The following is a 15,413-nucleotide window of genomic DNA, read 5'->3' as shown; positions in this document are numbered from 1 at the left end:
CGCGCGATCGGCTCTTTGCCCCGTCCGGGGCGGGGACTAGCGTGACACCCATGCGAACGAAGGCGCCGTGGCGCCGTCCTGTGGGCGCCCGTGCCTGAAGGCATCGGGCTGGAACTGCGGAATCGGCAGGCGAGCGCGCTGGTCGTCGTGACCGGGCGGCTCGACATTACCGGTTATCCCTTCCTGCGCGACGGCCTTCTCAAGATCGCCGCGGACAGCCCGCCGGGGCTCATCGCCGACATCGACGACCTCGTCCTCGAACGGCATTCGCCGAGCCTGTTCCCGTTCGTCGCCACCCGGCTCGAACGCTGGCCGGGTATCCCGTTCTCCCTGGTCACCAGCCAGCCCACGCACGTCGAGGCGTTCGACACCTACGGCCTGGACCGGTTCGTGCCGGTGCACGCCGACGTCGAAACTGCCGAGCGGGCGCTGCCCCACCCGATCCGCCGCCGCGCGGAGCGGACCCTCGCCCGCGGGGAACAGGGGATCGCGCAGGCGCGGGCCTTCGTCAGTGCGCGGACCCGCGAATGGGGTGTTCCCGCGCTCGAGTACGACGGCACGCTCATCGCGGCCGAGCTCACCGACAACGCCTCCCGGCACACGACGTCGCTGCCGGGGCTGCGGCTGGAGCTGCGTCAGGAGCTGCTGACGATCGCGGTGAGTGACGGCGACTCCCGGCCTGCCGTGCTGCTGGACCGCCCCGACCTGCTCGAGCCCGGCCTGGGCCTGCGGATCGTCGCGCAGACCGCGCGGGCCTGGGGGAGCAGCAAGCGGTGGACGGGCGGCAAGGTGGTCTGGGCCGTCCTGGCCACGCCGGAACGCCGCCGGTCGGGGACGCTCGGCCCCTGAGCCCGAACCTGTCCGGGACAGAACTCGAATTGATCGACGAGCCACCTCGAAAGCATGATCGTCGCCCTCTAAGGTGGCTCCATGGTGGACGAAGAGGTCGTCTCGGAGCGCATCCGGCAGGTCGCCGCCACCCTGGCGGGCCGCGCGGGGGATCTCACCGGTGAGCTGGTGCAGCTCTACGCCGCCGAGCTGCCGCAGCTGGTCCACGACGACGAGCGCATGGTGAGCCTGCTGACCGCGAGCGTCTACCAGAACATCGAGACCGGGCTGCAGATCTTCCAGCACAGCATCGACCCCTCCCACGTCGAGGCGCCGGCCGCGGCCCTGGAGTACGCGCGGCGCCTGGCGCAGCGGGGCACGCCCGTGTTCGACCTGATCCGGGCCTACGAGCTGGGGCAGGCCGCGATGCTGGACTTCGGGTTCCAGGAGTGCACCCGCCAGGTCGGCGAAGCGGAGCTGCTCGGGGAGATGATGCGGCAGCTGCTGAAGGTCGTGTTCGGGTTCGTCACCCGGGTGACCCGGCAGCTGGTCGCGGTCTACCAGGACGAACGCGACCGGTGGCTGCTCAACCGGAGTGCCGCGCGGGCGGCCAAGGTGCAGGACCTGCTGGGGGAGAACCGCGGCCCGCTCGACGCCGCCTCGGTCGACGCGGCCGAGACGGTCATCGGCTACCGCCTGCGCGGCACCCACGCCGGGATGATCCTCTGGCACACCGGCCAGGCGGACGACGTGCTGTCCGTGCTGGAGGCGGTCGCGGGCGCGGTGCTCGGCCGCGTCCAGGACCACGGCCGCCCGCTGTTCGTCCCGCGCGACGAAGCCAGCGCGTGGGTCTGGCTGCCGCTCGGCCCGGACACCGCGATCACCCGCGCCCACCTCGACGACGTGCTCGCCGCGGTCGACCCTGGCGTCCGCGTGACCGTCGGCGACCCCGCCACCGGCGTCGACGGCTTCCGCGACACCCACCACCAGGCCCTGCGGGTGCACGCGCTGGCGCTGGCGGCCGGCGAGCACTGCGACCGCGTCCTGACCTTCCGCGAGGTCGGCACGATGGCGCTGATGACGTCCGATCTCAACGCCGCCCGGCTGTGGGTGACGAGCACCCTCGGGCCGCTGAGCACCGGCGACGAGCACTGCGAGCGCCTGCGCGAGACCCTGCTCGTGTTCCTCACCTCGGGCGGCAGCTACACCGCGGCGGCGGCCGAGCTGACGATGCACAAGAACTCCGTGCAGTACCGCGTCCGCAAGGCACAGGAGCTGCTGCCGCGGGAGCTCGGGGTGAACCGGCTGGACGTCGAGCTCGCGTTGAGCCTGTGCCACCGGCTCGGCGCCGCGGTACTGGCCGCCACCTGAGGTTTTGGTGCCCCGGACCACCGGCGGCGAAGATCGTTGGGTCCCCGGCACGAAGTCTTCGCCGGATCTTTCCCCTACCTTTCGATCATGGGTGAAAACGGTGGGATGCTCGCACTGGTGCGGCTACGCCGAGGCGTCGTCGGCGAGAGCAGACGCGTCTGTCACCTGATCCCCGTCCCGCCCGCCGGCGCGGTGCCCGAGCGCCTGACGGCCCTGTGCGGCGAGTCGATCCGCCCCGGCGAGGCCGAGGTGCTCGACGGCCTGCGCGGGATGCCGTGCCACGCGTGCCTGATGGCGCACACGCCCGCGAGTGGCGGGCTGCTGGCGAACGCGGGCTGACGCGAGCCGGCCGGGTTCTGGATCGATTTCGTGAAAATGCCACGCCGTTCCGTGCGGAGACTTCTTTTCCGCGCCGGGAGTCGGTGAATATCCGACCGATCGAATAACGTTCCGAAGTGGTTGCGGGGAGTAGTCAACCGGGTGTCCACTGTGGTCGGCAGTGCGGCACAATCCGACGTTCCGGACGTGCGGCGCTGACGATCACGTGGGAAAACCCCATGTCGCGGCCTGGATCGATAGTCCATTCGGCCGAACTCTGCGGATTACGTATCCACAGGGGACGTCGTGAGCTTTAACCTTGCGTGATTCTTCACCATGAATCGCACTGGGGAGTGAGATGAAGTCCACGTCACCGCTTTGGCTGCCGCGCGCCCATTCACGGTCGGAACGGGCCCTCCTCGAGCGATGACGCAAGCCGGCTGCATCAGACGCTTCGAAGGAATCGCCCGGCAGTCGCCCGACCGGATCGCCGTCGTCGAGCACGACGCGGTGGTGAGCTACGCCCGGCTGGCGGGGCTCGCCGGCGGGCACGCCGCACGGCTGCTCGACGCGGGCGTCCGGCCGGGCGACCGGGTCGGGCTCGTCACCGGGCACGGCACGCGGGCGATCGCCGCGATCCTGGGCACGCTCGCCGCCGGGTGCGGGTACGTCCCGCTGGACCCGACGTTCCCGCGTGGCCGGCTCGCGCACCAGGTCGACGCCGCGCGTGTGTCGGCCGTGCTGGCCGACGCCGAGCACGTCGAGCTCGCGGAATCCCTGTGCCGCAACGGTTCCGCCCGGGTCGTCCCGGTCGGGTCGGAGACCGCGCCACTGCCGGTGCCCGACCCGGATCCGGACACGATTGCCTATGTCCTGTTCACGTCCGGCTCCACCGGCACCCCGAAGGCCTTCGCGCAGACCCACCGCAACCTGCTGCACGTGGTGGAAAACCAGATCGCGAGCCTCGGCATCACCGCGGCGGACCGGCTGAGCCTGCTGGCGTCCTTCGGGTTCGACGCCGCGATCCCGGACCTGTACCCGGCGCTGCTGACCGGCGCCGCCGTCGTGCCGGTGGACCTGCGCGTCCACGGCGTCGCGCACGCCGCGCGGGAGCTGGCGCGGCACGAGGTGACGATCTACCACTCGACGCCGACGGTCTACCGCCACCTGCTCGACAGCTTCGACGGTGACCTGCCGTCGGTCCGGACGGTGCTCCTGGGCGGCGAGCCGTCGACCTACGCCGACGTCCGCCGCGGCCGCTTCGCCGACGGCTGCGTGTTCGTCAACGGTTACGGCGCGACCGAGGTGACGTTCGCCGCGCACCACCACTTGACCAGCGCCGACGTCGCCCCGGACGCCACCGGCCCGCTGCCGATCGGCACCGCGCTCCCGGGTTACGAGCTGACCGTGCTGGAAGGTGGTGAGCTGGAGGTCCGGAGCGAGTTCCTGGCCGAGGGCTACCTCGACCGGCCGAGCCCGGCGTTCGGCACCACATCGGACGGGCTCCGCACGTACCGCACCGGCGACCTGGGTGAGGTCCTGCCGGACGGCAACCTGGTCTGCCTCGGCCGGCTGGACCGCCAGGTCAAGGTGCGCGGGTTCCGCGTCGAGCTGACGGAGATCGAGGCGAAGCTCGCCGAATCACCGCTGGTGGCGGAGGCGCGGGCCATCGTCCGCGACGGCGAGCTGCTGGCGTACGTGGTTCCGGCCCCTGGTGCCGAGCCGGATCCGGCCGCCCTGCGGGCCGCGCTGGCCGATGCCTTGCCCGGCTACGCCGTGCCCTCCGGGGTGGTCGTGGTGGCGGCGTTCCCGCTGACCGTCACCGGCAAGCTCGACGAGGAAGCGCTTCCGAACCCGCGTCCGCCCGCACCCGCCGAGGTCCCGCCGATGACCGAGACCGAGGAGCAGGTCCACGCGATCTGGCGCGACGTCCTCGGCCACGCGAGCTTCGGCGTCACCGACGCCTTCTTCGACGTCGGCGGGCACTCACTGCTGCTCGGTCGCGTCCAGCAGCGGCTGGCCGCGGCGTTCGGCACCGACGTCCCGCTGCTCGGCCTGCTGGAACACCCCACCGTCGCGGCGCAGGCGGCCTACCTCGGTGAGTCCACTTCGGACAGTCCGCGAGCGGCCGAGCCGCCGTCGGAGTCGGACGGCAGCGACCTGATCGCCGTTGTCGGGATCGCCTGCCGGTTCCCGGGCGCGCCCGACGCACCCGCGTTCTGGTGGAACCTGTGCGCCGGCGTCGACGCGATCCACGACCACACCGACGACGAGCTGGCCGCGCTCGGTATCGGGCCCGGGCTGCGCGGCGACCCGGCGCACGTCCGCGCCGGCGGGCGCCTGGACGGTGTCGAGGACTTCGACGCGGAGTTCTTCGGCTTCACCGCCGACGAGGCCGCCCGCACCGACCCGCAGCACCGGCTCTTCCTGGAGACGGCGTGGCGGGCCCTGGAAGACGCGGGCCGCGACCCGGCACGGGAAACCGGCCCGGTCGGCGTCTTCACCTCCGCCGGGGTCAACCGCTACTTCCTGTTCCACCTCTTCGGGAATCCGGCGGTGACCGGTGACGTCGACCCGGACGACTGGGAGGGCCGGCTGCTCGGCCGCCAGCTCACCGACCACCTGCCCGGCCAGGTCGCCTACCGGCTCGGCCTGACCGGGCCCGCGCTCGCCGTCCAGAGCGCCTGCTCCAGCTCGCTGGCCGCGGTCGGCCTCGCCGCCCAGAGCCTCGCCGAATACCGCTGTGACCTGGCGCTCGCCGGGGGAGTGAGCGTCACCTGGCCGCGGTACCGCAGCGGCGGGCTCGCCTCGCCGGACGGTCGCTGCCGCGCGTTCGACGTCGCAGCCGAAGGCGCCGGGTTCGGTTCCGGCGCCGGGGTCGTCGTGCTGCGGCGGCTGGCCGACGCGCTCGCCGACCACGACCACATCCACGCCGTGCTGCCCGGCTGGGCGATGACCAACGACGGTCCCGACCGCGCGGGGTACGCCGTGCCGGGCGCGGCCGGGCAGGCCGCGGCCGTCGCCGAAGCACTGGCCGTCGCGGAGGTCGACCCGGCCGAGGTCAGGCTGGTCGAGGCCCACGGCAGCGGCACGCCCTTGGGCGATGCGATCGAGGTGGCCGCGCTGAACCGGGTGTACCGGGACGTCCCGTCCGGCACGTGCGCGCTCGGCTCGGTCAAGACGAACATCGGGCACCTCGACGCGGCCGCCGGGGTGGCCGGGCTGATCAAGACCGTGCTTTCCGTGCGCCACGGCGTGATCCCGCCGAACCTGCACTTCACCGCGCCGCACCCGGAGGTCGACCTGGCCGGCGGACCCTGGTACGTCCCGGTGAAGGCCGCCGACTGGCCGGACGCGGAACGCCGCGTGGCCGGGGTCAGCTCGTTCGGGATGGGCGGCACCAACGTCCACGTCGTCGTCGAAGAGGCGCCGGCCGCCGGGCCGCGGGTCATCGCCGACGGCCCGTACGTGCTGCCGGTGTCCGCACGGGACGGGAAAGCGTTGCAAGAAGCGCTTTCCCGTCTGCGCGACCGGCTCGCGGACGACCCGCCGCCGCTGGCCGACGTCGCCTACACCCTCGCCGTCGGACGCCGGGAGTTCGCGGCCCGTGCCGCCGTGGTCGCGACGACCGCCGCGGAGGCCGTCGAAGCCCTCGACGTCCTGCTGGCCGAGGCGACCGGCGTCGCCGGGCCGGCCGGTGCGGCCCACGAACTGGCCGCGCGCTGGGTGGACGGCGGCGACGTCGACTGGGCCGCCCGGCACGACGGCGCGGAGCCGGGCCGGGTGCCGCTGCCCGGCTATCCCTTCCAGCGCACCAGGTTCTGGATCGACCCGCCGGTTCCGGGTGATCACCTGTGACCAGCACCAGCCCGGCCGCCACCGCGGTCCCGGGCCGCACACCGAACTGGGGAGTTCACCGTGACCGACACGCTGCCCGTCGCGGGCACGCACGGCCCGCCACAGTCCTATCCGGACACCACGGTCGCCGGACTGATCCTGGAACAGGCCCGGCGGACGCCGGACGCGCTCGCCGTGCGGCAGGGCGGAACGCGGCTCACCTACGCTGACCTGGTCGCCGCCGCCTGGGGTGTCGCGGCCTTGCTGCGCGAACGCGGCGCGGGCGTCGAAACCCGGGTCGGCGTGTGCGCCCACCGGCGTCCCGCGCTCGTGGCGACGGTCCTCGGTGTCCTGCTGTCCGGTGGCTGTTACGTCCCGCTCGAACCGGGCGGCCCGCGGGCCCGGCTGACCGGGATCGCCGCCGACGCGGGTGTCACGCTCGTCGTCGGCGACGCCGCCGTCGCGGAATTCGGTGCGGTGGAAGGGATCGAAGCCCTCGACGTCCCGCCGCCCGGCGAGCCCGGCGTCTGCCCGGCCACCCCGGACAGCACCGCCCACGTGCTCTACACGTCCGGCTCGACCGGACGGCCGAAGGGCGTGCTGACCAGTCACCGCAACGTCGTCGCGTTCGTCACCGGCTTCGCCGACCGCCTCGGCGTCGGCCCGGGCACCCGCACGCTGGGCATCTCCTCACTCGGCTTCGACGCGTTCACCATGGACGTCTTCGTGCCGCTGGCCTGCGGCGGCTCGGTGCAGCTGGCCGGCTCGGCGGACCGCGCCGACCCCGAACGGCTGCGCCGGTTCGTCGTCGAGCACGACGTCGACTGGGGCTTCATCACGCCGACGCTGCTCGCCATGCTGAACCCGGCGGACGTGCCGGGCTGGCAGACCGTGGCGTGCGGCGGCGAGCCGGTGCCCGCCGAACTGGCCGCCCGCTGGCTGCCCTGCCGCCGGTTCTTCAACGTCTACGGCCCGACCGAGACGACCGTCGTCGTGGTCACCGACGAGGTGACCGGCCGGCCCGCCGACCCGCTGCCGCTCGGCACGCCGACCCCGAACCACCGCGCGTACGTCGTGGACGGCGACCTGCGGCCGGTCGCGCCGGGCGAGGTCGGCGAGCTGCTGATCGGCGGCCCGGGGGTGGCCGCCGGGTACCTCGGCCGCCCGGAGCTGACCGAGCGGAAGTTCGTCGCGGACCCGTTCACACCGGGGGAGCGGGCTTACCGCACGGGCGACCTGGCGCGGGTGTTGCCGGACGGGCGGCTGGAGTTCGCCGGCCGCGCCGACCGCCAGGTCAAGGTGCGTGGGCAGCGCATCGAGCTGGGTGAGGTCGAAGCCGCGCTGGCCGCGCACCCGCAGGTGGGCGCGGTGGCGGTGGAAGCGGTCCCGGGCCCGGGCGGCACCCGGCTGGTCGCGTTCCTGACTCCGGCTTCGGCGCAGTCGGGCGGTGCGGTGGCTGGTTCGGGTGGCTCCGGGGTGAGTGTGGTTTCGGCGCAGTCGGGCGGTGCGGTGGCTGGTTCGGGTGGCTCCGGGGTGAGTGCGGCTTCGGTGTCGCCGGGCGTGGGGGTCGCCGGTTCGACCGGTGTCCGGGCGAGTGCGCCGTCGAACGGGGCCGCGGATTCCCTGCCTTCCGGCGAAGACCTCCGGGCCTACACCGGCGCGCGGCTGACCGAGGCGATGCGCCCGGCCGTCATCCGCTGGATCGAGACCCTCCCGATGAACCCCGTGACCGGCAAGATCGACCGGCCCGCCCTGCGCGCCCTGGCCGAAGTCGATACGCCGGACGAACTCGGCCAGCCGGAAACGCCGGTGGCCCAAGCGGTCGCGCAGGTGTGGCGGAAGGTCCTCGGCGCCGGAGCAGGCACCGACTTCTTCGCCTCCGGCGGCGACTCGATCGCCGCGATGCGGCTGGTCGCGGCCCTGCGCGCGGATCTGGCCGCCGACGTCGCCACCGAGGACGTCCTGGCCGGACGGACCCTGGACGGCGTCGCCCGGCGGGTGGCCGCCGCCGCTCCGCTGACCGGACCCGGCCTGACCACGGGACACGCACCCACGCTGTCCCCACCGCAGCGGCGCCTGTGGTTCCTGGACCAGCTCGCCCCGGACGCGGCGCCGTACAACATCGCGATGGCCTTCCGGCTGTCCGGCCCGCTGGACGTAACCCGGCTGCACGCCGCGCTGCGCGCGGTGGCCGAGCGGCACGACATCCTGCGCTGGCGGATCCGCCCGGTCGACGGTGTCCCGCAGGCCGAATGCCTTCCTGTGGAAGACATTCCGCTGCCGACGACCAGCCTGACCGAGCCGTTCCTCGACGACCGGCTGGCCGTCGACGCGGCGACCCCGGTGCACCTCGACCGCGAGCCGCCGTGGCGGGTCCGGCTCTACGAACTCGGGCCGGACGAGCACGTGCTCGGCTTCACGCTGCACCACGCCGTGTTCGACGGCTGGTCCCAGGACCTGCTGTGCGCCGACCTCTCGGCGGCCTACGCCGGTGAGTCGCTGCCGCCGCTGGTCGCGTCCTATGCGGACTACGCGGCGTGGCGCGCGGACCGCGACGGCCGTCGCGAGGCCGTCGACCTCGCCTGGTGGACCGAGCACCTGGCCGGGGCACCATCCACAGTGGACTTACCACGCGATCGACCACGCCCCGCCGTGCAGACCTACCACGGCGCGAGCGTGCACCAGGTGTTCCCGGACGGCGCCCCCGACGCCGTCCGGGAGCTGGCCACCCGGACCGGCACCACCCAGGCCGGGGTGCTGCTGGCCGCGTTCGGGCAGCTGCTGCGCCGGCTCACCGGCGGGGACGACCACCTGGTCGCCACCGTCGTCGCCGACCGGCAGCTGCCCGAGACTCAGGACGTCGCCGGGTTCTTCGTGGACATCGTGCCGGTGCGGCTGCGCGCCGACGACGACGCGGACTTCGCCACGCACGCCCGGCGAGGCGGGGCCGAGCTGCTGGCCGCGACCGCCCACCCGGCGGCGTCGATCGAACAGCTCGTGACCGCCCTCGGCGTGCCCCGCGATCCGGCGCGGGCGCCGTTGGTGCAGGTGATGGTGAACGTCCTGAACTTCACCGTGCCGCACCTGGAGCTGCCCGGTGTGCGGGCGGGCTGGCTGCCGGTCGCCAAGCCGGGGTCGCCGTTCGACCTGACTGTGTACGTCCTCGGCCACGGCGTCGAGCTGCTCTACAACCCGGACCTGTTCGACGCCGCCCGGATGACCGCGCTCGCCGCGGACTACGCGGACCTGCTCGCCGGGCTGGCCGCCACGCCGGACCGGCCGGTCGGGACGTGCCTGCCCGAGACGCCGCGGCCCGCGGTGCGCACCGCCGCGCCGGGCGCGATGACCCGCGCGGAACCCGCGCCCGACCCGGTCGTCATCGACGTCGCGGCGCTGGCCGCGACCGAGGCGGTGATCGCGCAGGCCTGGCGGGAGGTCCTCGGCGTCGAAAGCGTCGGGGTCACCGACAACTTCTTCGACGTCGGCGGCCACTCGCTCGCCCTGATGCAGGTGCACGCCCAGATCACCGGACGGCTCGGCCGCCGCATCCCGGTCGTCGAGCTGTTCAGCCACCCCACCGTCCGCGCCCTCGCCGCCCACCTGCACGCGGCGGCCGAGGCCCGGCCCGACACCGCGCTGGCCCGCGCCGCCGAGCGGGTCGCCGCCCGCCGGGGACGCACCCCGTCCAGAAGACCCCGCCGCCCGGCCGCCACGAACGGCCACGAACAGGAGCGCCACCAGTGACCCACGACTTCGAAAGCGGCACCGGCGAACCCGGCGCCGAGCCGATCGCGATCGTCGGGATGGCCGCCCGCGTCCCCGGCGCCGGCGACCTCCGGCAGTTCTGGCGCAACCTCGTCGACGGCGTCGAGTCGATCCGGCCCGCGACCACCGAAGAGCTGCTGGCCCGCGGCGCCGACCCGGAAACGCTGGAGGATCCCAGCTGGGTCAACGCCACCACGGTGGTCGACGGCTTCGACGAGTTCGACGCCGAGCTGTTCGGCATGACCAGCCGCGAAGCCGAGATCACCGACCCGCAGCACCGGGTGTTCCTCGAGGCCTGCCACTCCGCCCTCACCGACGGCGGGTACGACCCGGCCCGCTACCGCGGCGCGATCGGCGTCTACGGCGGTTCCGGCCGGACCGGTTACCTCATCGAGAACCTGCTGCGCAACGACCGGATCATGGCTTCGCAGCACGGCGGCATCGGGATGTCCACGGGCAACCAGCCGAGCTACCTGACGACGTCGGTGTCCTACAAGCTGAACCTGCGCGGCCCGAGCTTGGCGCTGCACACGGCGTGCTCGACCTCCCTGGTCGCCGTGCACCTCGCCTGCGAAGCGCTGCGCAACGGCGAATGCGAGATGGCACTGGCCGGCGGCGTGAACCTGGAGATGCCGCACGGCATCGGCTACATGGGCGTCGACGGCTTCACCTCACCCGACGGGCACGTCCGCGCGTTCGACGCCGAGGCCAATGGCACGGTGTGGAGCAGCGGCGTCGGCGTGGTCCTGGTCAAGCGCCTCGCGCAGGCCATCGAAGACGGTGACCACATCCGCGCGGTGGTGCTCGGCAACGCGATCAACAACGACGGCGCCACCAAGGTCGGTTTCTCGGCGCCGAGCGTCGCCGGCCAGACCGAGGCGATCGCGCAGGCCGTCGGCATGGCCGGGGTCGACCCACGCACGATCGGTTACGTCGAGGCGCACGGCACCGGCACCGCGCTGGGCGACCCGATCGAGGTCACCTCACTGTCCACTGTGTACGGCCACGGCGTGCCGGACACGGCCTGGTGCGCGATCGGCTCGGTCAAGTCGAACATCGGCCACCTGTCCCAGGCCGCCGGCGTGGTGGCGCTGATCAAGACCGTCCTGGCCATGGAACACGGCCTCATCCCGCCGACCATCAACTACACCGAGGCCAACCCGGGCATCGACTTCCCGGCCAGCCCGTTCTACCCGGCGCGCACGGTGACGAAGTGGGAGGCGGGCGACGCCCCGCGCCGGGCCGGCGTCAGCTCGTTCGGTGTCGGCGGCACCAACGCCCACGTCGTGCTGGAGGAGGCGCCGGTGCCGCAGCGCCGCCGCCTGCCGCACCCGGCGCACCTCCTGCGGGTCTCGGCGAACACGCCGGACGCGCTCGCCGTCGCCGTCGACCAGCTGGCCGACCGGCTCGCCGGGGACATCGACCTGGACCTCGCCGACGTCGCGCACACCCTGGCGGCCGGACGCACCGAGTACGCGCACCGGGCGGCCGTCGTCGCCCGCGACTCCGAGGACGCCGTCGACGGTCTCCGCGACGCGCGTCGCCTGGTCACGGCGAAGGCCGACGAGCTGAAGGTCGCGTTCCTGTTCTCCGGCCAGGGTTCCCAGTACGCCGGGATGGGCGCCGAGCTGTACCGCAGCGAGCCGGTGTTCGCCGCGGCCGTCGACGAGTGCTGCGAGCTGGCCGGTATCGCGGACCTGAAGGAGCTGATCCTCGACCGCGGCGGCGACACGAAGCTGCGGGAGACGCGGTACACGCAGCCCGCGCTGTTCGTCGTCGAGTACGCGCTGGCCACGCTGTGGCGCAGCTGGGGTGTCAGGCCCGGCGCGATGATCGGCCACTCGATCGGCGAGTACGTCGCCGCGACCGTGGCCGGGGTGTTCACCATCGCCGACGCGCTGAAGCTGGTCGTCCGGCGCGGTGAGCTGATGCAGTCGATGCCGTCCGGCGCGATGCTCGCGATCCAGCTCGATGAGGACGCCGTCATTCAGCGGCTGCCCGAAGGGCTCTCGATCGCCGGGGTCAACGGGCCGGGGACGTGCGTCGTCGCGGGCCCTTCCGAGGCCGTGGCCGACTTCGCCGCGCGGCTCAAGTCCAGTGACGTGCAGTGCCGCGAGCTGGTGACGTCGCACGCGTTCCACTCGCCGATGATGGACTCGATCCTGGCCGAGTTCACCGAAGCCGTCGCCGCGGTGCCGCGCTCGGCCCCGTCGCTGCCGTTCCTGTCGAACCTGACCGGTGACTGGATCACCGACGTCCAGGCTGCCGACCCGGGTTACTGGGCCGCGCACCTGCGCCAGGCCGTCCGCTTCGGCGACTGCGTGCGGACGCTGTTCGCCGGCGGCGAGCGGTGGGCACTGGTCGAGTGCGGCCCGGGTCACCAGCTGGCCGGGCTGGCCCGCGGCCAGGTGCCGAAGGGCCTGCCCGCGCCGCAGCCGAGCCTGCCGGGCCGCACCGACCGCGAGGGCGACGTCGAAACGCTCTACGCGGCCGCCGGTCTCCTGTGGACACACGGCCTGACCCTGGACTCCGTGACGTCCGGGCAGCGCGTGCCGCTGCCGGGTTATCCCTACGCACGCAAGCGGTACTGGGTTGACCCCGACCCGGCGGGCACGGTCACCGAGCCGGTGAAGCCGAGCGGGCCGTTGCCACTGGAAGAGTGGTTCGCAGTGCCGTCGTGGCGGCAGGCCGGGCCGGAGGTACGGCGCGAGCCGTTCGCCTCCTGCCTGTTGTTCGTCGTCGACGACGTCCTGCCTGGTCTGCTGCGCGACGCCGGTGTGGCGGTCACCGAGGTCCGCCCGGGTGCACGGTTCGCCGCCGTCGACGGCGGGTTCACCGTCCGGCCAGGGGAGCGTGCCGACTACGACGAACTGGTCGCCGCGCTCGGCACCCGGCCCGAACGGGTCGTGCACGCGTGGACGCTGGGCGGCACCGAGACCGGGATGGCGGCCCAGGACCGTGGCTTCTTCAGCGTGCTCAGCCTGGTCCAGGCCTGGACTGAGCCGCTGCGGATCGACGTGCTCAGTACCGGCACCGCCGACGTCACCGGGGCCGACCTGACCCGTCCCGAACACGCGACGCTCGCCGGGATCGCCCGCGTGCTGCCCCTGGAGCAGCCCGGCACGGTCGTGCGCCGGATCGACGTCGAGACGCTGTCGCCCGAGGTCGTCGCCGAGCTGTCCGCCCCCGCGGACGCCCACGCCGAGGTCGCGCTGCGCCGCGGCCGCCGCTGGGTGCTCGACCACACCCAGCTCACGCTGCCCGAAGCCAAGACGCCGGCCCTGCGGGACGGCGGTCGTTACCTGATCACCGGCGGCACGGGCGGCATCGGCATCACCCTCGCCGAGGACTTCGCACTGCGCGTCCGGGCGAAACTGATCCTGTTGTCCCGCAACGGCTTGCCGCCCCGCGAGGAGTGGGACGCGCACCTGGCGGCCCAGGGTGGCACCGACCGGCTCGGACGCGCGATGCTCGCCGTGCGCCGGATGGAGGCGGCCGGCGCGACGGTGCACGTGCTCGCCGCCGACGTCACCGACCCGGCGCGGCTGCGGGAGATCCGCGAGCTGGCCGAGCGCGAGTTCGGCGGCCTGGACGGCATCGTCCACGCGGCCGGGCTGCCCGGCGGCGGTGTCGCCGAGGTCAAGGAGCGTTCGTCCGCCGAGACGGTGCTGGCCCCGAAGATCGGCGGCACCCTCGCGCTGGCCGAGGTGTTCTCGGATCTGCCGATGGACTTCGTCGCGCTGTGCTCCTCGGTCACCTCGGTTTCGGGGGACTTCGGGCAGGTCGACTACTGCGCGGCCAACAACTTCCTCGACGCCTACGCCCGCGGCGACCACGGCTGGCAGGCCCGGGTCGTCTCGCACGACTGGGGCGGCTGGGACGAGGTCGGCATGGCGGCCGAAGTCGAAGCGCCGTCGTTGATCCGGTCGACGCGCGAGCGGGCCGACGGTCCGGTCGCGCACCCGGTGCTGACCACGCGCAGCGCGGGCGGGGTCCACGGGCTCGTCTCGGCGGCCGGGCACTGGCTGCTCGACGAGCACCGGATCGCGGGTGTGCCGGTGGTGCCCGGGACCGGGCACTTGGAGAACGTCCGGGCCGCCGTCGAGGCAGCGCTGCCGAAGCCGGCCGACGGCCACGTCGTCGAACTGCGCGACGTCGCGTTCCTGGAGCCCTTCTCGGTGCCGGAAGGGTCGGTGGCCGAGTACCGCGTCGGCTTCGACGGTGACGCCTTCACCGTGACCAGCCGCGTGGCCGGGGTGACCAAGACGCACGTCCGCGGCTCCGCGGGCTGGGTCGCGGCGCCGAAGACGTCCACTGTGGACTTGGCCGCGATCCGGAGCCGGACCGAGGTGCTCGACGACGGAAACGGCTTCGGCACCGGCCGGACCAGCATGGTCACCTTCGGCCCGCGCTGGGCCGCGCTGCGGACCCACCACCTGGGCGAGCACGAGGAACTGGCGTCGATCGTCGCGCCGGACGCGGCGGCGGGCGACACCGGCTGGGGCCTGCACCCGGCGCTGCTCGACATCGCGACGGCGTTCGGCCGCGGCCGGGGCAGCGGCACGTACCTGCCGATGAGCTACGGCCGGGTGGTCGTGCACGACGTCCTCCCGGCGAGCTTCCACAGCCACCTGCGCTACCGGGATTCCGGCGGTGACCAGGTGATCGCCGCGGACCTGACGCTGTGCGCCGACGACGGCCGCGTGGTGGCCGAGATCGAGGACTTCGTGCTGCGCCAGGTCGACGAGAACGCGGTCAGCGGCGGCCTCGCGTCGAAGCCTCCCGCGGCGGCGGGGACGTCAGCCGGGATCCGGCCGGTCGACGGCGCCGAGGCGTTCCTGCGGGCCCTGACCCCGGGGCTCGGCGGCCAGGTCGTGATCAGCACCCGCCCGGTGCGGGACCTCTTCGACCGCCGGGTGACCGCCGAAGCGCTGGCGGAAACCGAAGAGGTCGTCGAAGTCGCCACCCCGCTGGCCCAGGACGACTACGTCGCCCCGCGCACCGACCTCGAAGCGGAGATCGCCCGGCAGTGGGCCGAAGTCCTCGGTGTCGAGCGCATCGGCGTCCACGACGACTTCTTCGCCCTCGGCGGCAACTCCCTGGTCGCCATCCAGCTCATCGCCCAGGTCCGCAAGACCACCGGCGCCCGGCTGGCGATGAAGACGCTGTTCGAATCCTCCACGGTGGCCACCCTCGTCGAGCGGATCGAGGAGCTGCGCGCGGGCGCGGCACCCGCGCCCGCCGAAGAACCCGCCGCCACCACCATCCCCAAGCTCGAGCGCTGAAGCAGGAGA

The 15,413-nt window shown here is 73.5% G+C and carries 6 protein-coding genes; all 6 read left to right on the top strand.

Features of this window, described 5'->3' with window-relative positions; genetic code table 11:
* The first annotated feature begins 90 nt into the window (after window positions 1-90).
* Window positions 91-849 carry an ATP-binding protein gene (locus ACIOD2_RS05920; protein WP_400534851.1) on the top strand — a complete coding sequence of 253 codons (759 nt, stop codon included), beginning with the start codon at window positions 91-93 and terminating at the stop codon, window positions 847-849.
* A gap of 81 nt (window positions 850-930) precedes the next feature.
* Window positions 931-2,199, top strand: a complete 1,269-nt coding sequence (locus ACIOD2_RS05915) for a PucR family transcriptional regulator (RefSeq protein ID WP_400534850.1) — start codon at window positions 931-933, stop codon at window positions 2,197-2,199.
* Between the two features lie 87 nt (window positions 2,200-2,286).
* Entirely contained in the window at window positions 2,287-2,538 is a 252-nt protein-coding gene (locus ACIOD2_RS05910; protein WP_400534848.1) for a hypothetical protein, read from the top strand.
* A 405-nt stretch (window positions 2,539-2,943) separates the two neighbouring features.
* Window positions 2,944-6,375 (top strand): beta-ketoacyl synthase N-terminal-like domain-containing protein, encoded by a 3,432-nt coding sequence (locus ACIOD2_RS05905; RefSeq protein ID WP_400534847.1) that lies wholly within the window; start codon window positions 2,944-2,946, stop codon window positions 6,373-6,375.
* Between the two features lie 60 nt (window positions 6,376-6,435).
* Window positions 6,436-10,098: an amino acid adenylation domain-containing protein gene (locus tag ACIOD2_RS05900; RefSeq protein ID WP_400534846.1), complete on the top strand. Its 3,663-nt coding sequence runs from the start codon at window positions 6,436-6,438 to the stop codon at window positions 10,096-10,098.
* Window positions 10,095-15,404, top strand: a complete 5,310-nt coding sequence (locus ACIOD2_RS05895; protein ID WP_400534845.1) for a beta-ketoacyl synthase N-terminal-like domain-containing protein — start codon at window positions 10,095-10,097, stop codon at window positions 15,402-15,404. The genes ACIOD2_RS05900 and ACIOD2_RS05895 overlap by 4 nt, the downstream gene beginning before the upstream one ends.
* The last annotated feature ends 9 nt before the right edge of the window (window positions 15,405-15,413 follow it).

Source organism: Amycolatopsis sp. NPDC088138 (genome assembly GCF_044741685.1).
Classification (GTDB): Bacteria; Actinomycetota; Actinomycetes; order Mycobacteriales; family Pseudonocardiaceae; genus Amycolatopsis.
The sequence above is the reverse complement of the archived record's forward strand: the minus strand, read 5'-3'. Positions and strand labels throughout refer to the sequence as shown.